Source organism: Candidatus Hydrogenedentota bacterium (genome assembly GCA_018005585.1).
Taxonomy (GTDB): domain Bacteria; phylum Hydrogenedentota; class Hydrogenedentia; order Hydrogenedentales; family JAGMZX01; genus JAGMZX01.
In genome coordinates this window covers 3,829-26,379 of sequence record JAGMZX010000072.1, presented here as the reverse complement: position 1 = coordinate 26,379, position 22,551 = coordinate 3,829, and the positions used below count along the sequence as shown (strand labels likewise).

Below are 22,551 nucleotides of genomic sequence, written 5' to 3'. Positions count from 1 at the left end.
GACAAGCAGGCAGCGCCGGTTGCGTCCGTCGAGTCGCTGCTGGCGGAAGCGGCCGCTCTTGCCGGCGATGACGCGGCCCTGAAACAGCGCATCGAGGCGATGCGCGCCGCAAAGCCCGAGGCGCCTGTTTCCAAGGGACGCACCGCCGGCCCGGGCATTTCCTCGACGTGCGTATTGGCGAACAGCACGGACATCTTCATCGACACGTTCCGCGCCGGAGAACAGGCCGTCGTCATCGTTGACGGGGACGGCGACACAGACCTTGACACTTACGTCTACGATGAAAACGGCAACCTGATCGATTCCGACGACGATTACACGGATTACTGCATCCTGAGTTGGACACCCCGTTGGACGGGCGCGTTCCGGATCGAAGTGAAAAACCTAGGCAACATCGCAAACTGCTATACCCTGTCAACAAACTGAGACAAAGGCTGTCCGCGTGAACCTCTCCGCGTCCGCGCCGCGCGTGGCTATGCGCGGCGCGGGCGCCGGAGTGTTCGAGTCTTCACTACGCGGCCGCCGCGGGGAAAGTTAAAGGGGGCGGGGCTTGGCGTATCTTGCGTCTGTATTTTAGCTCGGGATTTGCGTGGCAGAAAGGAGGAGGTTCGCAATGCGCCCGCGCCGCCCAAGGGCAGGCCGCGCCAGAAGAAGAGTTGAACGAGGGAAATCGCACCGCAGCGTGGATTGACGCGATGAGCGGGCAGCCGTAGACGGGCAGTCTGCATCGCGTCCGGTAATACAAAGGGCGAATGCCGCCAATGGAAGGAGTACGGGTTATGCGCGCATGGTTGATGATACTGGCCGCTGGATTGGCGCTGGTGCTGCTGCAGAGCGGCGTTCTGGCGCAGGAGTCCGCAAGCACGAGCGACGGGGGTATAGCGCCGAAGGCGGAAGACCTCCTGTTTGTGACGCAGGACGAGAGTTCCGCCGAGAGGTCCATCGAGGCCTATCTGAAACGGGTGCTCCAATGGAACGCGCGGGTGGACTATATCGGCGATAACAGAGACGACATGATCCTGCACTACGATTTCGCCAAAGATCCCGAGTGCCCGGGGCTGTCGATCCTCATCGATACGCAACCGTCCAACCGCGGCAGTTCGGGCGAGACCGTCGAACGGGCCATCCAGATCCGCACGTATTACATTCTGCCCGACTCGCTGAAGACGCCGGAACATCGTGCCGAACTGCTCGAAATGAATAACACCTTCTTGCAGGAAGTGTGGCCCGTGCAGGTGTACCTGGACACCGACAACGACATTGCGTTCCAGTGCACCATCAACATCCCGAACAAATCCGTGCCCGTGCACATGAACATGGTTGCGGACCGCATGGCGCGCATGCTCGGCTGCTTCTGCGACTTCTTCGAACGGCTGCAGAAAAAATTCCCGGACGAAATAAAGAACGAATAATCCGGCGGCGTTGCGGTCCGCGGAACCCGAAGCGGTTCCGCGGGCCATGCACCGGTTGGGGCAGTCCTGCTGGCATCCGCATCGGACAACACCTGAACCGCACGGAAGAACGCGCCGTCCCCGCGTCAAGCGCGCGCGCCTGGCGCAGGGATGTTTTCGTCTATCGCCCGCTTTCATGACGCGGGCCCCAAACAGCGGGAGCAGTTGAAATCCGCTGGCGTTGGAAGGCATCATGGCGGCCTCTCCGCGCGCGTTTCACAGGATCAGCGCGGCACCCGTGCAATTGTTCGATGGGTAAGGATGGATTTTCATGAGCAAGCAAGTATTCGAGCCGGCGCCCACGCCGTTCCAATTTGCCAAGGCGGAAGAAGAGATCATCCGGTTCTGGAAAGAGCGCGGGATCTATCACAAGAGCCTGGAACAGCGCAAGAACGCGCCGAAATTCGTGTTCTATGAGGGACCGCCGACGGCGAACGGCCTGCCCCATCCCGGCCATTGCCTTACGCGCACGGTCAAGGACATCTTCCCGCGTTATAAGACCATGACCGGCCACTATTGCGAACGCAAAGCCGGATGGGACACGCACGGCCTGCCCGTCGAAATCGAGGTCTGCAAGGAACTGGGAATCCTGGAAGGGGGCAAGACGGCCATAGAGAGCTACGGCGTCGAGCAGTTCAATCATGCGTGCATCGACTCCGTATTCCGGTATCAAAAGGAGTGGGAGGAGCTTACGGATCGCATCGGCTTCTGGGTCGACCTGGAAGAGGCGTATGTGACGTATCACCAGAGCTACGTCGAGAGCGTCTGGTGGGCGCTGAAGCAGCTCTTCGAACGCGGCCTGCTCTATCAGGGCCACAAAGTGGTCTGGTGGTGGGCGCAAGGGGGCACGGCTCTTTCCGCGGGCGAGGTCGGTGAAGGCTACCGGGACACGGACGACCCGGCGATCACCGTGGCGCTCACGCTGACGCCGGAAAGCGCGGCGCAACTGGGCCTCGGCGGGGTCAAGGCGCACCTGCTCGTCTGGACGACGACGCCGTGGACGCTGCTGAGCAATTGCGCGGCATGCGTCGGCGCGGATATCGAATATGCGTTCGTGAATCTGGAACTGAAGGATGGTTCTCACGAGGTTGTCATTCTCGCCACGCCGCTGGTGGAGAAGTATTTCCCGAAGGGCGCGGAGGTGCTGCGCGCCGTGCGCGGCGCCGACCTCCTGGGCCTGCACTACATGCCGCTTTTCAACTACGGCCCGGCGCAGGCCATCGAAGGGTCCGGCGCGCCGGGCGACATCTGGTGTGTCATCGCGGGCGATTTCGTCGACCTCGAAACGGGCACCGGCATCGTGCATATCGCGCCGGCGTTCGGCGAGGACGACTACCGCATCTGCAAGGAACAGAACATCGGCTTTCTCTGCTACGTCAATCCGGACGGCACGTTCGACGAGCGCGTGACGGACGCGGACCCCCACGACCAGAAGCCGTTTGCGGGCCAGTTCTGTAAAGACGCGGACAAGGGCGTAATCCGGCTGCTGAAAGCGCGCGGCCAGTTGCTCAAACAAGAGACGTACCGCCACCCCTATCCGTTCTGCCCGCGCGCGGAGGACGAACCGCTCATCCAATACGCGCGCAAGAGCTGGTTCATCCGGACGTCGCAGTTCATCGAGGATTTCCTCGCGAACAACAGGCAGATTGCCTGGCTGCCCGAGCATATCCGCGACGGGCGTTTTGGCAATTTCCTCGAGAGCAACGTGGACTGGTCGCTCTCGCGCGAGCGGTACTGGGGCACGCCGCTTCCGGTCTGGGTCTGTGAAAAGACGGGCTATATGGAAGCGATCGGCTCGTACGCGGAACTACTGGCGAAGACGGACGTGCAGGGCTTGGAGATGTGGGCGCAGACGAAGGCGGCGCACCCCGATTTCAGCGACCACCTGAAGGTGCACAAACCCTACATCGACGCGGTGACATACCAGAGCCCGAAAGACCCGGCGGCGCGGATGCGGCGCGTGCCCGAAGTGATCGACTGCTGGTTCGATGCGGGCTGCATGCCCTTCGCGCAGTGGGGCTACCCGCACGCGCCCGGTTCCGAGGAACGCTTCCACGGGAACTTCCCGGCGGATTTCATCAGCGAGGCGATCGACCAGACGCGCGGCTGGTTCTACGCGCTGCTCGCGATCAGCACGGTCGTGCACGGGCACAACGCGCCATGGCCGCACCCGTTCAAGACGTGCATCTGCCTCGGCCACATCATGGGCGAAGACGGCACGAAACTGTCGAAGCGGCTCAAGAACTACCGCGAACCGAAGGTATTATTCGAGAGATACAGCGCGGACGCGCTGCGCTGGAGTTTCTTCGCGAAGAACCCGCCCACGAGCACGGGCCGGCTTTCCGAACACAACGTCGAAGAAGCGCAACGCGAGGTACTCATCCGCTGGTTCAACGTCTACAGTTTCTTCACCATCTATGCGAACCTCGACGGCTTCGACCCGGCAAGCGCGCCCGCCGAAGTGCTCGCGCGGGTGCTCGACGGGCCTTCAGACCTGGCGGAGACGTCCGGCGTCCCGCGTGCGCCGGACGGCGTCGCGCCTTATGCGCCCGTCGCGTATCGCGCCGAACTTGACCGCTGGATTCTGCACGAACTGGCGCGAACGGCCATCGAGGCGCGCCGCGCCATGGACGCCTACGAGTGCAACCCCGCTGCGCGCTTGATCTCGGAGTTCATCGACAGCCTCTCGAACTGGTACGTGCGCCGCAGCCGCGCCCGGTTCTGGGCCGCCGAGTGGACGCAGGACAAGGCGGACGCCTACTGGACGCTTTACGAGTGCCTGCTCACCCTGTCGCGCCTGGCCGCGCCGTTCCTGCCGTTTTTCAGCGAGGTGACGTGGCGCACGCTCGTGAAGCCATTGCCCGGCGCAGCGGAAAGCGTGCATTTGGCCGCATATCCCGACGCTGACGCGGCTTCGATCGACGCCGCGCTGCTCGGCGAGATGGCCGCCACGCGCGAGGCGGTGAGCCTCGGCCTGAGCGCGCGCCGCTCGCAGAACATCAAGGTGCGGCAACCGCTCGGCTTGTGCGAACTCGTGCTGGCGGACGAGAGCCAGCGGCCGGGTCTGACCAAGCATCTCGACCTGATCATGGAAGAACTGAACGTCAAGCAGGCCGAGTTCACGAACGCGCCCGAACAGTACGTGTCTTATGAAGTGAAGCCGAATTTCAAGGTGTTGGGCCCCAAATTCGGCAAGAAGATGAAAGGCGTTTCCAAGGCGCTGGCGGACGGCGACGGCGCGGCGTTCTACGAGCAGTTGCAGGCGGGCGCGATACACATCGACGTGGACGGCGAACGCCTCGAATTGACCGGTGACGACGTCGAGGTGCGCCTGACCGCGAAAGAAGGCTTTGCCGCCGCGCAGGGCAAGGGCATGGTCGTGGTGTTGTCCACGGAGGTCACCGAGTTGCTGCGCCGCGAAGGTTGGGTCCGCGAATTCATCCACACGGTCCAGAACATCCGAAAGGACCAGGGCCTCGACTACGACGCGCGCATCGACGTGGCCGTGCAGACGGACGACCCCGCCATCGCGGACACTATCGAGGAATTCCGCGGCGCCATCACCCGGGAAGTGCTCGCCGCCAGCCTCACCGTCGCCCCCGGCGCGGCCGCCGAGCGCATCAGGATCGAAGACAACGAGATGGGCCTCCGGGTAACAGCGATAGCGTGAAGACTGAGAATGGCGGCTTTTTGAAATAGACCGCTCCGTTAGATGCCACGCGAACAGAGGCAAGGCGTTGTCATGGAGCCCCGCGCCGATTCACGTCTCTTTCCGCTGATTGCGCGGCCCAGCTAGCCTCGCGGACGGCTTTCCGTTATCGTATGCGCCTTGAGGGAGCAGGGCATGACCTACGAGTTGGAGCATGAGACAGACGAGCGGCTTCCGGTGCGGGAGCCGCTGCGGCCGCTGTTTGCGCCGCGGTCGGTGGCGGTAATCGGCGCATCGGACCGTCCCGGGAGCATTGGCCGCGCGCTGGTGCAGAACCTGATCAGTTCGCCCTTCGGCGGGACGGTCTATCCGGTCAACCCGAAATACCGGAACGTATTGGGAATTCACACGTATCCCAAGATAGCCTCCGTACCCGAAGCGGTGGATTTGGCCCTTATCGCCACGCGCGCGGCGACTGTACCCGACATCGTGCGCGAGTGCGTCGATGCCGGGGTCAAGGCGGCGGCGGTCATCTCGTCGGGTTTTCGCGAGATCGGGGCGGCGGGCCGGGACCTCGAGCAGCGCATCCTGGCCGAGGCGCAGCGGGGCCGGATGCGCGTGCTGGGGCCGAACAGTTTCGGGATTATGAACCCGATCTCAGGGCTGAACGCGACGTTCGCGCACGCCATGGTGCGCCCCGGCTCGGTCGGGTTCATCAGCCAGAGCGGCGCGCTCAACATGGCCGTGCTCGATTGGAGCCTGCGCGCGAATGTGGGGTTCAGCGCCTTCCTGTGCGCGGGATCCATGACGGACATCGGCTGGGGCGACCTCATCGACCATCTCGGCAACGACCTGCGCACGCGCAGTATCGTCATTTACATGGAGACTATCGACGACGCACAGACGTTCCTCTCCGCGGCGCGGCGCGTATCGCTGAAGAAGCCGATTATCATCCTGAAAGGCGGTGAAACGGAGGCGGCGGCGCGCGCCGCCGCGTCGCACGTGGGCGCGCTCGCGGGCAGCGACCAGGTGTTCGAGGCGGCGTTCCGGCGTTCCGGCGTCCTGCGCGTGCGCGACATCGAGAGCCTGTTCCGCATGGCGGAAGTGCTGGGTCTGCAGCCGCGCCCGAAAGGGCCCCGGCTCACCATCCTCACGAATGCCGGCGGGTTCGGCATCCTGGCGACGGACGCACTCCTGAACGTGGGCGCGGAACTCGCGCCGCTCTCGCCGGAGACGCTGGACGCGCTGGACAAGGTGTTGCCGCCGCACTGGAGCCACAGCAACCCGATCAACGTGTTCAGCGACGCCGACCTCGACCGCTATGCGAGGACCATCGAGATCGCTGCGAACAATCCGGAGAGCGACGGACTGTTGCTCGTGCTCACGCCGCAGGCGATGATCGACCCGACGCAGACGGCGGAACGGCTCAAGACACTGCAAATCCCGCGCGACAAGCCCATGCTGGCATGCCTCATGGGCGGCGTGGCGCTGGCGACGTCCGAAGCCATTCTCAAGCAGGCGGGCATTCCCACGTTTCCGTACCCGGACATTGCCGCGCGCGTCTTCTATTACATGTGGCGCTACACCTACAACCTGCGTGGCCTGTACGAAACGCCTTCGCCCGCGCCGGAGGACGACGCGCCCGGCCGCGCCGCGGCCGCCGCTATTGTCGAAGCGGCGCACCGGGAAGGGCGCGTGCAGTTGAGCGAGGCGGAGTCAAAGGCGGTCCTGGCGGCGTACGGCATCCCGGTGGTCGAGACGCGCATCGCCGAGACGGAAGAAGACGCAGTGGCGGCGGCGGCGGCCATCGGCTACCCCGTGGCGCTGAAGGTGCACTCGGATTCGGTGGTGCACAAATCGGAACGGGGCGGCGTGCGGCTGCACCTGAGCCGGGAAACCGAGGTTCGCGCGGCGTACCGCTCCTTGTCCCGGCGTTTTCCCGAGGAGGATTTCCTGGGCGTCACAGTGCAGCCCATGGTTACGGCGGAAGGGTATGAGTTAATCCTGGGCAGTACGGTAGACCCACAGTTCGGGCCCGTCATCCTCTTCGGGGCGGGCGGCGCGCTGGTCGAAATGCTGCGTGACCGCGCCGTGGCCCTCGCGCCGCTCAATTCGAGCCTGGCATTGCGCCTCATGGAGCAGACCCGCGTCTACAAGGCACTCCAAGGATTCCGCGGCCGGCGCCCGGTCGATGTGCGGCCCCTGCAACACGTCCTGACCCGGCTCAGCCGCTTGGTCATGGAAAACCCGCGCATCCGGGACATCGACATCAACCCGATGCTCGCGGGGCCAAACGTGCTCGTCGCGCTGGACGCCGCGATCATTCTGCATCCGCCCTCGCTGCCGGATGCCCGCCTTCCCAAACCCGTGATTCGGCCCTATCCGCAACAATACGTTACGCGCGAGACGGTCAAAGGCGCGCCGATCACGTTCCGCCCAATACGCCCGGAGGACGAACCGCTGATGGTCGCGTTTCACGAGGCGCTGTCCGACGACTCGGTGTATTACCGGTTTCTGGTGCCGGTGCCGCTGAGCCTGCGGGTCCAGCATGAGACGCTCGCGGGCATGTGTTCGATCGACTACAGCCGCGACATGGGCATCGTGGCCGAGCGCGAACATCCCGGCACGGGCGCGCCAGAAATTGTCGCTGTGGGCCGCCTGAACCGTGTCCCCGGCTCCAACGCGGCGGATTTCGCGCTGGTCGTGTGCGACCATTGCCAGGGACTGGGACTCGGCCGGGCGCTGCTCGGGCGGCTTATCGACATAGGCCGCGAGGAAGGCCTGGAACTCATCATAGGCACGATCCTGCCCGAGAACCGGCGCATGCTCGAATTATGCCGGAAACTGGGTTTCCGCCTGGTCAAACGGCCCGGCGAAGAAGTTATCGCGGTGTACCGCTACGCCACCGCGGCGAAACCATGAAGTCTCTGCGCGGCAACCGGCGCGGCTACACGGGGTTCCCTTCAAGCACGGCATGCACCTCCTCCGGCGTGCGGCAGGCGACCAGGCGCTCGTAGACCGCCGTATTCTTGAGCGCGGCCATGACCTGCGCCAGCAGGCGCAGGTATTCCTTGTCTGCGCCTTCGGGCATGGCAAACAGGACCAGAATGTGCACGGGGCTGTTGTCGAGCGTGCCATATTCAATGCCATCCGGCGCGACGCCCACCGCGATACTGGCGCACCGGACTTGCGGGATGCGCACGTGCGGGATGGCGACGCCCCCGCCGATGCCGGTGCTCATGACGGCCTCGCGCTCGTGCACGGCCTGCTGCAAGGCGTCCCGGTCGGTGGTCGCGCCGGTGCGGGCAACTGCGCCGACCAGAATATCCAATGCATCGGCCTTGGATGTTCCGGCAGGGATGACATGAATGCTGGATACGGGAATCTGTACTCCAAAAAGGCTCATGGCGGTTCTACAACTCTCTCTGGCCAAAGGCGGGCCGGACTTGGGGTTTGCATCAGGTCTGGACGTTCGGAAAGTGATGTTCCTTAGAAACGTTGACGCGGCAGCTGCGCGCGCATGCGTTGCAGCGCCTCGTCCAGGCGGTGATCTTCAACGGTAAGCGAGAAGCGGACATAGCCCTCGCCGTATTGGCCGTAAGCCGCTCCCGGCGCCGCCACAACGGCGCACCGCTCGAAGAGGAACTCGCAGAACGACGCCGACGTGTGCCCATCGGGAACTCGCACCCACAGGTAGAACGTTCCCGGCGGCGCGGGGCGCGGCCAGCCGAGTTCCGACAAGACGGCCAGGGTTTTCTCGCGGCGGCGGCCATAAACGGCGAGCATGTGCGCAATAAAATCGTCGCAATGGTCGAGCGCTTCGATGCCTGCGTACTGGACGGCGTTAAATACGCCGGAATCCGTGTTGGCTTTCGAAGTGGCAATGGCCTTGATGACGTCCGGATTGCCACAGGCCATACCTATCCGCCAGCCGGTCATGTTATAGGGCTTTGAAAGGGAATTCAGTTCGACGCCGACTTCCCGAGCCCCTTCGGCGGCCAGAAAACTGAGCCGCTCGACGCCGAAAACCACCTCGGCGTAGGGATTGTCGTAGCAGATGACGATATCGTACGCCTTCGCGAACGCCACGAGGTCGTTCAGAAAGGACCGCGTCGCTACCGCGCCCGTCGGATTGTTCGGATAATTCAGGTAAAACGCGCGGGCGCGCTTCGCCACATCGGAAGGGATTTGCGAAAAGTCGACAAGATAGTCATTGGTCTCGCGCATCGGGACCGGATGCGGTTCAGCGCCCACGAACCAGATGCTGGGCCGGTAACCGGGGTAACCCGGGTCCGTGACCAGTACGAGGTCACCGGGGTTAATCACACCCAAGGCGAAGTGGTGGCACCCTTCTTTCGAGCCAATCAGCGCCACGATTTCCTTTTTCGGGTCCAAAACCACCCCGAAACGGCGCTGGTACCACCGGGCAATCGCCTCGCGAAAGGCCAGCATGCCCCACTCTTCGTCGGTCGGGTACCGGTGGTTCGCCGGATCCTGCGCGCTGGCGCAAAGCCGGTCAATGACCCGCTGCGGCGTCGGGTCCACGGGGTCGCCGATTGCCAGGCTGACCACATCGACGCCCTGCGCCCGCGCCTCATTGATCTTGTTGCGCAAGGTCATGAACAGGTACGGCGGCACCTTCTTCAAGCGGTCCGCAGTCTGCATGCAACACCTCTCTCGTTGGGAAGACCGGCTGAAATGCCTCAGGGGACAAGATGGATGTATTCTACACCGGGACCTGCCCCGGTTCAAGCGCTGAGCCCGACAAAAAGACGAATACTAGTTATTCTACGTTTAGGAAGCAAATTGCCGGATGGGTATGGAAGTCAGGCGCGGACGGCGCGCCCCGAGACGCTGCCTGGGCTCAATCGATGCGCACGTCCCCATCGCGCGCCTCAAGCCGGAGCCGGTATTGGCCGTCCTTAAGCAGGACGTGAAATTCCTGGCGGTCATTCGAGACAGAGCCGGTCAGGGGAATGGCACTGTAGACCACACCGCCGGAGGCCGTGACGCTCAGGTCCGCGTCCGGCGTTTCGGGCAAGGCTACGCTGATGTTTCCGGATTCCGCGGTCACATCCAGGTCGCCGTAGAGGCCGTCGACGGCGAGGATTCGTACGTCGCCGCTCTTCATGCGCGCGGTGACGGCGGCTTTCGGCGCCTCAACGAGGATTTTCCCCTCCGTGCAGGCCAGCGCAGCAGTCCCGGCGTTCTGTTGGACGAGGATATCACCTTCGCTTACCGCGATATCCAGATTGCCGGAACAGTGCAGCGCTTCCGCGGCGCCGTCTGTATTCCGGACCCTGACATCGCCGGCGGTTTCCGACACATGCACACGGCCCGTTTCCTGTTGCACGTCGACCGGCGCCGAGATTCCCGCGACGGCCGTCACGCCGTCGCGAGTCCTCACCTGCACGGGCACGCTCCTCGGGCACTGGATGACCAGGTCCACGCGCACACGCGGGGTCACCGGGTCTTCCGCGGGCAGCGCATTTGTTGTCAAAAGCAGTTTCTCGTCTTCCCGCCGGGTCTGGATATCAAGCCGCTTCAACGCCTGGGGCGCATCAACGGCGGACACAGTCCACACGGTGCGCTCCTCCGTTATGGCAATCTCCGCGGCATCCGTCCCTTCGATGCGTACGCTGCCTGCGTTCGCCTCCACACTAAGGGTGGTGCCCGGGCCGGCTGACTCGGTGCGAGAGACCGTCTCGCGAAACATGCTCATGCCGGCATAGGCCTTGGGGGCGGGCCGGGTTTCCGCGGGAGCGCTTCCGCGCAGCAGCGCCACGTCACAGAAAGCGGCGTCGACAGCGGCCCGATACATTGCGCCGGACGGCTCGTGCCGCAGCGATATCACCGGGCCCTGTGCGGCCGTTTCGAGCCAGTTGGACTCCAGCGTGCCAAACCGGACGACGGCGTTCAGGTCCGGGTCGGTTTGCTCCGGGAATTGCAGCCGTACGCGGCCACCTTCCGCCGTGATGTCCAAGGCTGTGCCCCGTTCCGGCGAGTCGACGGTCAACGACGCGCCCGAAGCGCGAATCCGCGTTTCGCCGCCAATGCGGCTGAGCGCCGCCTCTGTGTCGATGAGGCTGAAGGCGCCCCCCATCCGCAGCCCCGACACCGTCAACGATTGTCTGCCTCGGGCGCGCACATCCACGTGGCCGCCCATTTCATTCAGGGTGATGTCGCCGTGCCAGACGTCGGCGGTCAGGTCCCCGCCAAGGCCTGTAATGCTGATATCAGCAAAGCGCTCATCAACAATCAGCGCCGCATCCCTGGGAACGCTCACCTCCAGGTTAAGGCAGATACCCCAGATGCCGGGGCTTGGGTCAGCATCCACCGGCAACGCGCGAATAGAGACCGTATTGCCACTGTTTTCCGCGAAGATCTGCACGGCTTCGACTGCTTTTGCCGCGGCTTCACGTGATTCGGCCGTGGCGGAGACCTTGGTCAGGCATTGCACGACGCGTTGATCCCAAGACGTAATATTCACGGCCCCGAATTCATGGTGGAGCAACACGGTCGCGCGGGAACCCACGGGGTACCGCTCTTCGATGGTGCGCGTGGCAGAGGGCGCGTCATCGGCCGTGCCTGCGTCATATCCGCGTCCCATCACGGATTTCAGCGCCCTGCCTACATCCTCAAAGACACGCCCGGCTGTGTCCGCGCCGGCGTCCGCCGCCGCCGGCGCTACTGCCGTCAAGGCCAGCGCAGCGCATAATGAGGCAAAGAACAATCTTTGAAGTATGCGAAAAGGACTCATCAGATGCTCAGTCTCGGATTGCGTGCGCAGTATAACAGAAATACCACGCGGCGCCATGAAGGTTCCCGCTCTTGTTGAGCTACGGCAATGGCACGCAGACCCTATTTTTCCTCAGCCCCTGCTGCACCGCCGCCGCGTGGCACAAGGATACCCAGGTTATTGCCAACCTTTCGTTCAACGGCATGCGGAGTCATGCCCGGCCTGTCCGGCAGTTCAATAGGCATCGGAATATTTACCACTCGCGGCTCCGGATCGGCGATTACAAGGGTGGAAGAACCGCCGCCGTCAAGATTGAGCGCGTCCACTGCGTCATGACGCAGAAGTGTCTCGGCAAGTTCATGGCAGGTCATGCCCACGCTGTAGCTCGGGGCGCGGCCATCAACGACGAGTAACACCAGCTTGTTGTCGCGGGTGATTCCTATTGCCGTGCGCGGATGACGCTTTCCCTCGGGCGCCGTGACATTCTTGCCGTTGCGCACAAGCCATAGGTTCCCCGCTATAGCATTGTAAAGCGTGACAGAAGGGTTGCACTCGTATCCGGTAGGTAAGGCAATCGCAGGTTCAATGAATGTGACTGTGTTGTCTTCACTGATGTTGATGCCACAGGGCATGCTCTGTTTCCATGGTGAATAAGGGACGCCGTTACTGACGCTCAGGCTAAGAATATCGGTATGAGATTCGCCGTCATTTGCGAAGAAACTTGCGTTGATTCCAATTTGGGAACCTGTGCGCTGCACGAACTCGCGTGTCGTTTCCGTCCAGGTGTCTCGCGGGCCGTCGCCATTAGGCGCCGTAGCGGTAAAACGCAGACCAAGCAAGGTCATATCAACCTTGACAACAAAGTAAGAGACTGGCTCGGGTGACGCTGTCTGGATATGGGCCAGTTCTACGCCCGGGAACGGGTGCAGCGCGTCCGCGCCCACTGATGTGGCCAGACCAATCAGCAAGAAAACAGACGCACGTTTGCGCAGGCGGTTCATGCACAATGTCCCAATATATAGACGGGATTACGGGACTGTCTATTCGTTTGCGTCCAGCGGCCGGGTAACCTGCTCACGGCCGTTTTTTCCGTGACAGATATCATGTATCCAGTACGGCATATATAGCAGACCAAAGACGAGGCACGTAATGAGAATCATGCCCGGCAGATACCAGGGCCAAGGTCCCAGAAAATCCAAGACAGACAAGCCTGCCGGTTTCTTACAGATGTACAGGTAGTTGGTTCCAAGCAGCACGTTGAGCGGGGCTACGATGGCAGCATAGGTCGCGGTGATCAGAAAGACCCTGACAATCGAGCCCCGTCGCGGCCTCATTTCGTAATAGAGGATGGCATAAATGACTCCCGTGATAATCAGGGTATGGCTGGTAAAAAATGTTACGTTCAAGAAATGAGGAAAAGGGAAAGCCACCTCGGGTGTAATGAGCGATATCAACGCGCCGCCAAGTCCCCAATAATAAAGAACCTCAAGTAGCAGCTGATTCCTGGTAATCAACATGACAGGAACGAGAAACACGGACATGCCACACAGATGAAAAGGAAGGACGTGCGCAAGAGGTTCCCGGTTAAGGAAATAATGCCCGCCGCGATCCACCAATTCCTGTGCAAGCATGAAAATCGCGATTGCATACGCAACGTTTCGAACAGCGTGTTTGCCTGGCGCAAGTTTGGGGAGCAACAAAACAATACCGTTTAGAAGAAACATCAAAAAAAGAACAAGAAAATGTACAGGGGTAAAAGGCTGGAAAAGGGCTTCCGTTAGCATGCGTCATGAGACCCGTTGATCAGTAATAGGTGTGCAAATAAAAGCGTCGTGTTACAGAATGCATGACGGCACTTAGTCAAATCACTTAGTCAAATCATGACTGCCTATTACCGGACCGGCGTCTATCGCGGGGACACACGCTTAAAGCGAACAACCACGCGTCAAATACGAATGGGCATGATAACATTGATGTAGCTGTCGAGAGGCGCATCCGTATATGGTTTAAGAACGCCAGGGCTCATTGCATCGCGCAATACAAGACAGACACGTTCACAGTCCATATGCCGGAGCACGTCGATTATAAAGTCCGGGTTGAACGCTATTTCGACATTCTCTCCGTCATAGGTAATTTCCATATCTTCTTCGTATTCGCCGACCTCAGGCGTGACTACCCGGAATGTCATCGTCGGCCCGGCAATCTTGAGACGGACGGAATTGAACTTCTCATTCGTCATCGTGCGCGTGCGGCGCATCGCTTCCATAAACTGAGCCGTACCCAGAATGGCTTCCTTGTCGTGCTTCTTGGGAACAACCATGTCATAGTTCGGGAAGTTGCCTTCGATGAGGGAAGTCACCATCCGCAGCGAATTGAACACAAAAGCCGCCTGACTTTCATCGATAAACACCTCCACAGGGTCATCCTCACCGAGGAGGCGCTGCAGTTCATTTACCATCTTCGCCGGGATAATAACCTTCGTCTCGATATCATCCGGGATACCCTCTTCTTCACAACACAGGCTCATCCGCCTGCCATCCGTCGCCACCACGGTCAGCCGCCCACCGATAATCTCGTACAACAATCCTGTCAGATTGTATCTTGCCTGGTCCGTGCAGATGGCGAACGAGGTCTTTGTAAACAAACCACGGAGAACACCCTGCTTGAACACCAAGGGCTTTACACCCTCAAAATCCCGGATAGGCGGAAACTGGTCTACCGGCATACTGAAAAGCTTCGTGTGAATCCGGCCGCAGGCAAGCTCGACAATGTTGTTCTCGCCAAGCGTCAGTGTAATTTCTTTGTCGGGCAGTTCCATCAGGATTGAAGCCAGACGCTGACAAGAAACAGTAAGCGCCCCCTCCGTGCGCACATCGCAATCCACACTACATTGAATACTCACTTTCAAGTCGGTGGCGCTGACGCGAATGCCCGCGCCCACCGTTTCGATCAACAGATGCGACAGTATGGGCAAGGCGGATTTCGAAGGCACCACCGTCTTAACCTTGTTTACGGTATCAAGAAGGTCTTGCCGAGGAATAGTGATCTTCATGCGAGCGTCTCCCTACCACGCAACCAAGATAACCTTACCCGAGGGACCTTTGCAACCCGGCTCTCTTGGACTAATTCCCGAAACCGGACCAGAAGGTTCCTATGTGCTTGGCGGTATTTCCCGTGTGGATTAGTTTTCCCTTGTATAGAATGACTTTTAAATTAATATATTCCGTAGTACATAGTAGTCATACGCCATTTTGTGTGAATATCGGCGTAAACAGTTTCTTTTCATCTGGTTTCGGCGTGGATAAACCTGTGCAATATCGCATCGGCATATCCACACGCAGGGGATTAACCTCTGCTAGAGCCGGGCAGTAAGGCATCCGCTTCTTTTGGCGCGGGGATTTCATACTCTCTTTTCCCCTGGTACGTCAAGTCTTTTTCACAAGGCTATTTCGTCGGTCTGTTCCACGGAGTCCGCCGCAGTTATCCACAGGCGTTGTTTGAACTGCCGCAAGGGGTTACGACAGCTTTGAGCGAGTTTTCCATATGCTTGTGAAACTACGTCTTTCATGGTCGCACACTCTGTGGCAAGCCTGCTCCGGAATGTTGTAAGACGTTTATTTATAATATGTTACGTCAGCATGCCTCTTTGTTCAAGACCTGTGCCTGCAACACATAACACCCTTATTCAGAGCGTCTTGTGTGCCATAACCAGGTCCGCGGAACATGATTCCGCATCATACATGGTGGATCTTTTGCACAAGTTTTCCACAGGGCGGCTGCGAGCGAACAACGCAGCCGATGGCTACTGGCGTATAACTCGCAGATACTCTTTGGGTTCCACGATTCCGGCTTTGACCTTTTGGCGGCATCTTTCACCCATGGTGACCAGATGAGCGGCTTCTACGATGCGGTCCGTTCCGGAATCAGCCGCGATAAGCTTCCGAATTTCGGGCGTAATTTCCAGAATTTCAAATATGCCGGTCCTTCCCCGGTTGCCTGTGTGATAGCAGGCGTCACATCCCGTGCCGCCGTAGAGTTTCTTGACCGTAGCAGGAAGTCCAATAGCGCGCAGGAGGTCAGCGGAAGGCTTGAATGCATGGCGGCAGGCCAGGCAGACCTTTCTCACGAGACGTTGCGCTATGACGGCGCTGAGCGCGCTGGATATCAGGTAAGATGGAATACCCATGTTTCGCAGGGTACTGATGGCCTCCGGGGCGTCATTTGTGTGCAGCGTGCTGAAAACAAGGTGACCGGTCATGGCGGCACGAATGGCAATGTGCGCGGTTTCGGCATCGCGAATCTCGCCAACCAGCAGCACATCGATATCCTGGCGCATCGTTGCGCGCAGCGTCGCAGCGAACGTAAGTCCAATATCCGTATCGATTTGGACCTGATTTATTCCCGAAAGTTGGTATTCTACAGGGTCTTCGAGCGTCACGATGCTGTCGGTCAAGACGTTTTTCTGATTCAGAGCGGCGTAGAGCGTCGTGGTCTTGCCGCTGCCCGTGGGTCCCGTCACGAGAATCATGCCATAGGGCTGGTTAATCAGACGTGAGAACTTCTCCTCGTCATCCGGTTCGAGTCCAAGGTCTTTGATACCGGAGAGAATGGACGTTTGGTCCAGCAGCCGCAGCACAACCCGTTCGCCAAGGTAGGTCGGCAGTGTGGCGACGCGCACGTCGAATTCGCGGCCGGCAATATCCATGCTGATGTGACCGTCCTGAGGATGGCGTGTCTCGGTAATGTCCATATCCGCCAGAATCTTGATACGGGAGATGACGGCGAGTTCGATATTCTCCGGGATGCTCATGATGTCGTGCAGCACGCCATCAATGCGATAGCGCACACGCATCTCCGGGTCCTGCGGGTCCAGATGAACATCCGTTGCGCCGGACTTCACAGCGCCTTCAATGATGGTTGAGACCAGCTTAATGACCGTACTTCCGGAGGCCTTCTGCGCGATTTCTTCGAATCGCGACGGTTCAGCGGGCGCGCGGGCCGTCGTTGTTTCGTGTGTCATGTGCATCCCCTTTTTTGCGGTTTCGGAAGGTTTGGCGGCGTGTGCTTCGTGTTCTCGGGGCGCTTGAGCCGGTTCGCGCGGCAGAACGCCGGGGTCGCCTCTGCGCAAGGCTCCATAACGCCGTTCGATCTCCGTGCCCATGTCAGGCACGGAGGTCAGGACAGGATACAGACGTTTTCCGATGAGGATTCCGGCATTGTCCAACCGGCTGCGCAAGCCGGGGTCCGCGACCAGGACGGTGACCTTGTCGCCTTCGATGGTAATCGGGATGAACTGGTAACTGCGAGCGATGCTTTCCGGGACGGCTTCCAGGGCCTCAGGATCGCTTGGGGTACGCTCGACGGACGCGAATTCCAGATTCTGCTGGCGGCTGAGGGCACGAGCGATTGTTTCCTCGGACACATACTCAAGTTCGAGGAGAATATTGCCGAGCAGGCGTCCCGTGCGTTTTTGCTCCACCAAGGCTTCTTTGAGTTGCGCGGGCGTAATCGCCTGCATTTCGACGAGCGTGTCGCCAAGTTGCTGCTGTTTGCTCTTGGTCGAAGGAAGATGAAACTCGTAGCGCAATACGCTCTCGAGCGCGCCGAAAGAGACCTTCTTTGTCTGGATAAGCTGTTTGTACCAGGGGATACCCGAGCGCGCGGCGCGTTCGCGGGCCTCGGCGAGTTCTTCCTGGGTAATCAGGTCCTGTTTGACCAGCTGCTCCCCAGCTTCCACGTTTTCCATGCTCACGAAGCGTTCCTCCCTTACGCCCATACAAGCAACGCGTGCGCGTGATCGTAATCCGGCGGCACGCGCAAAGCAACTTGCCCGCCTGTCTTGCGTGGCATCCGGAGACACGATTCTGTATTATCCGGTTCAGGGATGGACTTCGAACTCGAAGGAGTGGGCATGCCGGAACACCTGGAGCCAACCAAAACGGCAAGACGGGACCTGTCCCGGCCGGTCCTTTTCGCCCTGACGGTGTTCCTGCTCACATCCAATGTTGCCCTGTATTTTGTGTACAAGGGCAACGTGGACCAACTGGCTGAACGGACCCGCCAGGAGCTTGGTGCTGCGCGGGAAAGCGGCGCAGGCGAAACGCAGCACACGTTGGATACGTCGTCGGTTCCGGAAGCGGACCCGGGGCTGGCCGCATACCGCATCGTGAACGCGCACGACCACCTGTATCAACAAAAGCACTTGGACAAGTACCTGGCCGCGGCGGAGCGGCTGGGGATCGTGCGCACGGTGTTAGTTGCCAGTTCTGACTACACGCTGAAAGGCGAAGGAAACGACCCGAGACGGGGCAACGCGTGGAACACGAACGAAATCCTGACCTGCGAGCACGCGGCTCCGGACAAGATTGTCACCTATTGCGCGATACACCCCGACGACGAGAACAAGGAGGACCTCTTGCGGCAGTACCTGGCCGCGGGGGTGCACGGCCTGAAGCTCTATACGGGGCACAGCAATTTCTATGACCGGCCCCTCGACGACCCGGTCATGATGCCCGTGTACGAATTCTGCGAGCAGAACAACTTCCCTATCTGCTGGCACATCAATTTGAGCAAACCCAATTTCCTCGCGGAGTTTTTGCGCGTCATGGAGCGGTTCCCGAGGCTCAAGGTAATCGTCCCGCATTTCGGGGTCACGTTCTACCGGCCCGGCGGTGAAGCTTGGAACCAGTTCTGGCAAATCCTCGACCAGTATCCCGGCGTGTACACCGATTGCAGTTGGGGCACGCGGAACATCCTCGTACACGGGCTTGAAGTCGTGAGCGCGAACGTGCCGGCGTTCCGTGACGCAATTATCAAGTACCAGGACCGCATTCTCTGGGGTACGGACATGGTGGTAACGGGAAACGCCGAGAAAACGGAGGCGTGGATCGAATCCGTGCTGCGCGCCTGCCGCGAAATGCTTGAGAAGGACGTCTACTACTTCTGGATGGCCGCTGACGGCTCGCCATATGACTACCCCGGCACGAAGAACCCTTACGGGCAATTGCGGGGCCTTGCCCTCGAGCCCGACGTGCTCCGCAAGATTTACGAGACGAACTACGACGCGTTCGTGGCGCTGCGGCCCGGGGAGGGATGAGGGGCGAGGAAGAAGGGAACGCGGAACGAGCAAGAGGTCCATTCCCTCCATTTCGTCCATCACGCGCCCCCGTGGGCATGGCGGGCCGGCGCGGTCTCAGGGCGCGGATGGGGGTTACTTCACGCGTCCCTGGTCTTCGAGGACATCGCGGACGTTCTCAGCGATTTCGTTGAGGGGTTCGCGCCAGTCGGCGCAGAGTTCCAGCGCGGTTTCGAGGTAATTGCGGGCCGTGGGCGTGTCGCAATTCAGGTGGCGGGCGAGCAAGGGCGCGCCGATGCGTAACATGTAGGCGCGGTCCTGCATGAGTTGAATGGCGAAGGCCTCCATCAGGGTCTTGTGCGCGCGAAAGGCCCAGCGCAGGATGCTTTCCGCCTCGCCGGGGCGCAGTTCAGGGACGCGTTCGGCCAGCGGCGCGGCGAATGCGTCGACAATGGCTTGCTCCTGTTCGGGGCCGACGCTGCGCGCGGCTTCCAAGAGCGCCTGGCCGAGTTGGGGCCCGCAGTCGAGGGCGATTTGCATGTCCATGGCGGCTTCAAACGTGTCCTCGGACTGATTGAGGCTCAGGCCGGTTTTTTCGCTGAGTTCCTTGATCTTGCGCGTGGCGTAGTAGTCGGCGCCGGCCTCTTTGCCGTAGCTGTGCGCGTAAAGGTCGGCGCCCCAGGCGCCGTTGTGCGTGGCAAAGCCCGCGGCAAACGGGGACGGGGCCAGGCGCTCGCATTCGTGGTGAGTCAAACGCTTGATGACGCGGTCGACCTCGGGGCGCAGGCGCGCGGCGCCGTTGAAATCGGGCAGGGTCGAGCCCAAGACCGCTTCGGGCGCGTCCGGACCGAAAATGCGCAGGGCGGCGTATGCGTGCGTGGCGGGGCCCCAGGCGAAGGCGTGGCACGATACGAGGACGAGTGATGCGGCTATCAAGGGCATGCGCAAATCAGGGGCCCTTTCACGGCTTGTCCGGCGCGTGGCGCTGGCGTTCGAGGAAGGACGCGACGAACGGCGTAGCCGGCTGATGGAGCACTTCACCGGGCGCGCCTATCTGGTGCACGGCGCCGTCCTTGATCACGGCGATGCGGTCCGCGAGCGCGAGCGCCTCTTCCTGGTCGTGCGTGACGTATACGGCGGTGATCTTGAGGCGGCGCTGCAGTTCGGCGAGTTGCGCGCGGGTGGCGTGGCGCAGTTCTGCGTCGAGGTTGCTGAGGGGCTCGTCGAGCAGCAGGATCGCGGGATGCACCGCGAGCGCGCGGGCGAGCGCGACGCGCTGCTGCTGGCCGCCGCTCAGTTCGGTGACGCGGCGCTTTTCCATGCCTTCGAGCTGGACGTAGCCGAGCGCTTCCGCGACCCGTTCGCGGATATCCGGTTTGGGCATCCTGCGCGCGCGCAGGCCGAACGCCACGTTCTCGAACACGTTCATGTGCGGGAACAGCGCGTAGCTCTGGAAGACCATCGCCGCGTTGCGTTTCTCGGGCGGCGCGGCCGTGACGTCGCGGCCGTCGAAGAAGACGGCGCCGGTGTCGGGTGTCTCGAGGCCCGCGATGAGCCGGAGCGTGGTGGTTTTGCCGCAGCCGCTCGGGCCGAGCAACGCAAAGAACTCGCCCTGGTCAATGGTGCAGGTCAGGTCGCGAATGCCGCCCTGGCCGCCGGGATAGATCTTCGTGAGCGCTTCACACCGGACGCTGCTCATGGCGCGCGGAATACCTCGCGTTCCCAGCGGTCGCACCACGCGGCCTCTTTGGCGGCGAACACGGCCCAATCGATGGGCATAGGATCTATGACGGCGCCGGTCATCCATGCGGGAAGCTGCGCCGGGTCGATGTCCTTGCGCGCGGGCATTTTTGCGTAGGCGCGGGCCTGCTGCGCGAGGGCCTCGGGCGAGGTGACGAATTCGTAGAACGCGCGGGCCCATTCCGGATGCGGCGCGTTGTTGACGATGGCGATGGCATCGAGGAGCACGGGCGTCTGCGGCGGCACGACACAATCGAAGGGGAACCCGTTGCGTTCGCGCTGCATGATGACGTCCGGCTGCAGCCACACGCTGATGCAGTCCGGATTGCGCTTGATGTGGTCATAGAGCAGGTTCGGGCTCTCGGGCGAACTGACCACGGACTCCTGAAGCCGCTTCAGCCACGCGATGCCGTCGTCTTCGTTGCCGGCGCGGCCGACCATGGCGCAGAGGAACGTGCGCATCGTGCCGGACGCGAGCGGTTTGCGCAGGACGATCTTCCCGCGCCATCTTGGGTCGAGGAGGTCGTCCCAGGTTTGCGGCGCCTGTGCGCGGTCGAGCCCGTTCGTGTTGAACAGGATGGCGAGCGGCGACCGGTACGTGGCGTACCAGCGGTGCTGAGGGTCGTGCGCGTCCGGCGGCGCCTGTTCGGCCCAGGTGGGCCGGTAAGTCGCGAGCAGGCCCGCGTCGGCGGCCTGCATGAACATGGTCGAGGGCGCGCCCCACCACACGTCGCACGCGGGGCGGTTGCGTTCACCGGCGATACGCCCGTAGACCTCTTTCGCGCCCGCGGCAATCCATTGGACGTCCACGTTCGGGTACGCTTCTTCGAACAGCTTCTCGTAGTCGCGGAGCACATCCGCGCCGTGAGGGCTGTACACGACGACCACCTCGCGCGACGCACATGCGGCGAACAATGCCGCCGCGCAGAACAAGAGGGGGGCTTGCCTGGTCATGCGGGCAAGCATACCCGAAGCCATGCGGGCCCGCCAAGCAGGGCAGGCGCGGCGTCTCCCCGGCGTGAGGATATGGGGCTTCTCGGGGCGCGACAAGGGCGCTGGTCCGCGAGATGGGATGGCGCAGGTGGAACCCGGAGGCGGGACTGTAGTATTACCTTGGGTTGTAGCGCGGCCTCTTCTCATGCAGATGGTCGTGCCCGAGGTCGTGACAGGAGAAGGAAGGCGTACCGATGTTTTTCGAGGAAGAGACCAAAGGGCTTGGCGCGGCGTCGGTTGTGTTCTTTGGCTGGCTCCTCAGCGCGATGTTCGCGATCTTGAGCACGCTGGCATTGCCTGTCGCGTTTTTGATCGCCCTGTTCACGTCCGATCCGCAGATTGAGTGGTAGGCGCCGCGTGCCGTCTCGCGTTCGCGCACGCGGAGGGGTTTGGGATTCCGGATTCGGGACCAGAACGCCGGGCGTCAGCGTGACTGTACGAATCCAACATGCCCGCCGCACGGCGGTGATGGCGCTGAGTGTGTGTCTCGCGCTCGGTTGCGCACGGTCGCGCCACGAATATGCCCGGCCGTCGCCTGTGGCGCCGCGGCCTGTGGCGCCGCGGCCTGTGGCGCCGGACACGTGGCCGGTTCCCGTTGCAGACCCGCGCGTCACTTCGGAATTCGGCGAACCGCGCGGCAACGGGCGCACGCACGCCGGCTTGGATATTGGCCTGCCGGTGGACACGCCGGTACTGGCAGCCGCGGACGGCGTTGTGACGTTCGCGGGCGTGATGGGCAAGTATGGCAACCTCATCGTGCTGCGGCATCAAGCGGCATTCGAGACGGCGTACGCGCATTTGGAGGCGATTCTGGTGGAACTGGGGCAGAAGGTGCTGAGGGGACAGACGATTGCGCGGTCCGGGCGCAGCGGCAATGCGACCGGGCCGCATCTGCATTATGAGG

Annotated in this window: 17 protein-coding genes; 7 read left to right on the top strand and 10 right to left on the bottom strand. The window is 61.6% G+C overall.

Translation table 11 applies throughout. The features are described from left to right. The 4 genes from KA184_13255 to KA184_13240 all read left to right on the top strand — a co-directional run. A partial coding sequence (locus tag KA184_13255; GenBank protein MBP8130540.1) for a hypothetical protein occupies positions 1–426 on the top strand: 426 nt, incomplete at its 5' end. 353 nt (positions 427–779) lie between these two features. Then, positions 780–1,412 carry a hypothetical protein gene (locus KA184_13250; protein ID MBP8130539.1) on the top strand — a complete coding sequence of 211 codons (633 nt, stop codon included), beginning with the start codon at positions 780–782 and terminating at the stop codon, positions 1,410–1,412. A gap of 310 nt (positions 1,413–1,722) precedes the next feature. Beyond that, the gene (locus KA184_13245; protein ID MBP8130538.1) at positions 1,723–5,121 is read left to right on the top strand and encodes an isoleucine--tRNA ligase; all 3,399 of its coding nucleotides are present in this window, start codon (positions 1,723–1,725) and stop codon (positions 5,119–5,121) included. Positions 5,122–5,295: 174 nt separating this feature from the next. Further along, positions 5,296–8,022 carry a bifunctional acetate--CoA ligase family protein/GNAT family N-acetyltransferase gene (locus KA184_13240; protein MBP8130537.1) on the top strand — a complete coding sequence of 909 codons (2,727 nt, stop codon included), beginning with the start codon at positions 5,296–5,298 and terminating at the stop codon, positions 8,020–8,022. A gap of 25 nt (positions 8,023–8,047) precedes the next feature. Here KA184_13240 and KA184_13235 read toward each other — a convergent pair whose 3' ends face one another. From KA184_13235 to tadA, 7 genes are all read right to left on the bottom strand, one after another. Next, positions 8,048–8,506: a PTS sugar transporter subunit IIA gene (locus tag KA184_13235; protein ID MBP8130536.1), complete on the bottom strand. Its 459-nt coding sequence runs from the start codon at positions 8,504–8,506 to the stop codon at positions 8,048–8,050. A gap of 83 nt (positions 8,507–8,589) precedes the next feature. Beyond that, complete coding sequence (locus tag KA184_13230) at positions 8,590–9,765, bottom strand: LL-diaminopimelate aminotransferase (GenBank protein MBP8130535.1); 1,176 nt, start codon at positions 9,763–9,765, stop codon at positions 8,590–8,592. Between the two features lie 199 nt (positions 9,766–9,964). After that, positions 9,965–11,800, bottom strand: a complete 1,836-nt coding sequence (locus KA184_13225) for a DUF4097 family beta strand repeat protein (GenBank protein MBP8130534.1) — start codon at positions 11,798–11,800, stop codon at positions 9,965–9,967. Positions 11,801–11,961: 161 nt separating this feature from the next. Then, positions 11,962–12,840, bottom strand: coding sequence for a phosphodiester glycosidase family protein (locus tag KA184_13220; protein MBP8130533.1), 879 nt, complete (start codon positions 12,838–12,840; stop codon positions 11,962–11,964). A 39-nt stretch (positions 12,841–12,879) separates the two neighbouring features. Next, the gene (locus KA184_13215; GenBank protein ID MBP8130532.1) at positions 12,880–13,623 is read right to left on the bottom strand and encodes a TIGR02206 family membrane protein; all 744 of its coding nucleotides are present in this window, start codon (positions 13,621–13,623) and stop codon (positions 12,880–12,882) included. Positions 13,624–13,784: 161 nt separating this feature from the next. Further along, positions 13,785–14,891, bottom strand: coding sequence for a DNA polymerase III subunit beta (dnaN, locus tag KA184_13210; protein ID MBP8130531.1), 1,107 nt, complete (start codon positions 14,889–14,891; stop codon positions 13,785–13,787). A 750-nt stretch (positions 14,892–15,641) separates the two neighbouring features. Further along, the gene (gene tadA, locus KA184_13205; protein ID MBP8130530.1) at positions 15,642–17,591 is read right to left on the bottom strand and encodes a Flp pilus assembly complex ATPase component TadA; all 1,950 of its coding nucleotides are present in this window, start codon (positions 17,589–17,591) and stop codon (positions 15,642–15,644) included. Between the two features lie 159 nt (positions 17,592–17,750). Between tadA and KA184_13200 the strand changes: the two genes are divergently transcribed. Further along, the gene (locus tag KA184_13200) at positions 17,751–18,935 is read left to right on the top strand and encodes an amidohydrolase family protein (GenBank protein MBP8130529.1); all 1,185 of its coding nucleotides are present in this window, start codon (positions 17,751–17,753) and stop codon (positions 18,933–18,935) included. A gap of 114 nt (positions 18,936–19,049) precedes the next feature. Here the strand turns inward: KA184_13200 and KA184_13195 are convergent, their stop codons facing one another. Genes KA184_13195 through KA184_13185 form a run of 3 tightly spaced genes read right to left on the bottom strand, consistent with a single transcriptional unit; the run spans position 19,050 to position 21,608 of the window. Then, on the bottom strand, positions 19,050–19,856 hold the full coding sequence (locus KA184_13195; protein ID MBP8130528.1) for a hypothetical protein: 807 nt from the start codon (positions 19,854–19,856) through the stop codon (positions 19,050–19,052). A gap of 19 nt (positions 19,857–19,875) precedes the next feature. Further along, complete coding sequence (locus tag KA184_13190) at positions 19,876–20,613, bottom strand: ABC transporter ATP-binding protein (protein ID MBP8130527.1); 738 nt, start codon at positions 20,611–20,613, stop codon at positions 19,876–19,878. Next, on the bottom strand, positions 20,610–21,608 hold the full coding sequence (locus KA184_13185; GenBank protein ID MBP8130526.1) for an extracellular solute-binding protein: 999 nt from the start codon (positions 21,606–21,608) through the stop codon (positions 20,610–20,612). Before KA184_13185 ends, KA184_13190 begins: the two co-directional genes overlap by 4 nt. Positions 21,609–21,841: 233 nt before the next feature. On the opposite strand from KA184_13185, the gene KA184_13180 reads away from it, so the two are divergent. Next, a complete protein-coding gene (locus KA184_13180) occupies positions 21,842–21,997 on the top strand; it encodes a hypothetical protein (GenBank protein ID MBP8130525.1) in 156 nt (51 codons plus the stop codon). 79 nt (positions 21,998–22,076) lie between these two features. Beyond that, positions 22,077–22,551 (top strand): M23 family metallopeptidase (locus KA184_13175; GenBank protein ID MBP8130524.1); only part of this gene is annotated, 475 nt, incomplete at its 3' end.

What these genes read in the sequence shown, in the direction of transcription:
- KA184_13220 (MBP8130533.1), bottom strand. Translation starts at nt 12,840, where the DNA reads ATGAACCGCCTGCGCAAACGTGCGTCTGTTTTCTTGCTGATTGGTCTG.
- KA184_13245 (MBP8130538.1), top strand. Translation starts at nt 1,723, where the DNA reads ATGAGCAAGCAAGTATTCGAGCCGGCGCCCACGCCGTTCCAATTTGCC.
- KA184_13185 (MBP8130526.1), bottom strand. Translation starts at nt 21,608, where the DNA reads ATGACCAGGCAAGCCCCCCTCTTGTTCTGCGCGGCGGCATTGTTCGCC.
- KA184_13215 (MBP8130532.1), bottom strand. Translation starts at nt 13,623, where the DNA reads ATGCTAACGGAAGCCCTTTTCCAGCCTTTTACCCCTGTACATTTTCTT.
- KA184_13230 (MBP8130535.1), bottom strand. Translation starts at nt 9,765, where the DNA reads ATGCAGACTGCGGACCGCTTGAAGAAGGTGCCGCCGTACCTGTTCATG.
- KA184_13190 (MBP8130527.1), bottom strand. Translation starts at nt 20,613, where the DNA reads ATGAGCAGCGTCCGGTGTGAAGCGCTCACGAAGATCTATCCCGGCGGC.
- KA184_13195 (MBP8130528.1), bottom strand. Translation starts at nt 19,856, where the DNA reads ATGCCCTTGATAGCCGCATCACTCGTCCTCGTATCGTGCCACGCCTTC.
- KA184_13235 (MBP8130536.1), bottom strand. Translation starts at nt 8,506, where the DNA reads ATGAGCCTTTTTGGAGTACAGATTCCCGTATCCAGCATTCATGTCATC.
- KA184_13200 (MBP8130529.1), top strand. Translation starts at nt 17,751, where the DNA reads ATGCCGGAACACCTGGAGCCAACCAAAACGGCAAGACGGGACCTGTCC.
- KA184_13240 (MBP8130537.1), top strand. Translation starts at nt 5,296, where the DNA reads ATGACCTACGAGTTGGAGCATGAGACAGACGAGCGGCTTCCGGTGCGG.
- KA184_13250 (MBP8130539.1), top strand. Translation starts at nt 780, where the DNA reads ATGCGCGCATGGTTGATGATACTGGCCGCTGGATTGGCGCTGGTGCTG.
- KA184_13180 (MBP8130525.1), top strand. Translation starts at nt 21,842, where the DNA reads ATGTTTTTCGAGGAAGAGACCAAAGGGCTTGGCGCGGCGTCGGTTGTG.
- dnaN (MBP8130531.1), bottom strand. Translation starts at nt 14,891, where the DNA reads ATGAAGATCACTATTCCTCGGCAAGACCTTCTTGATACCGTAAACAAG.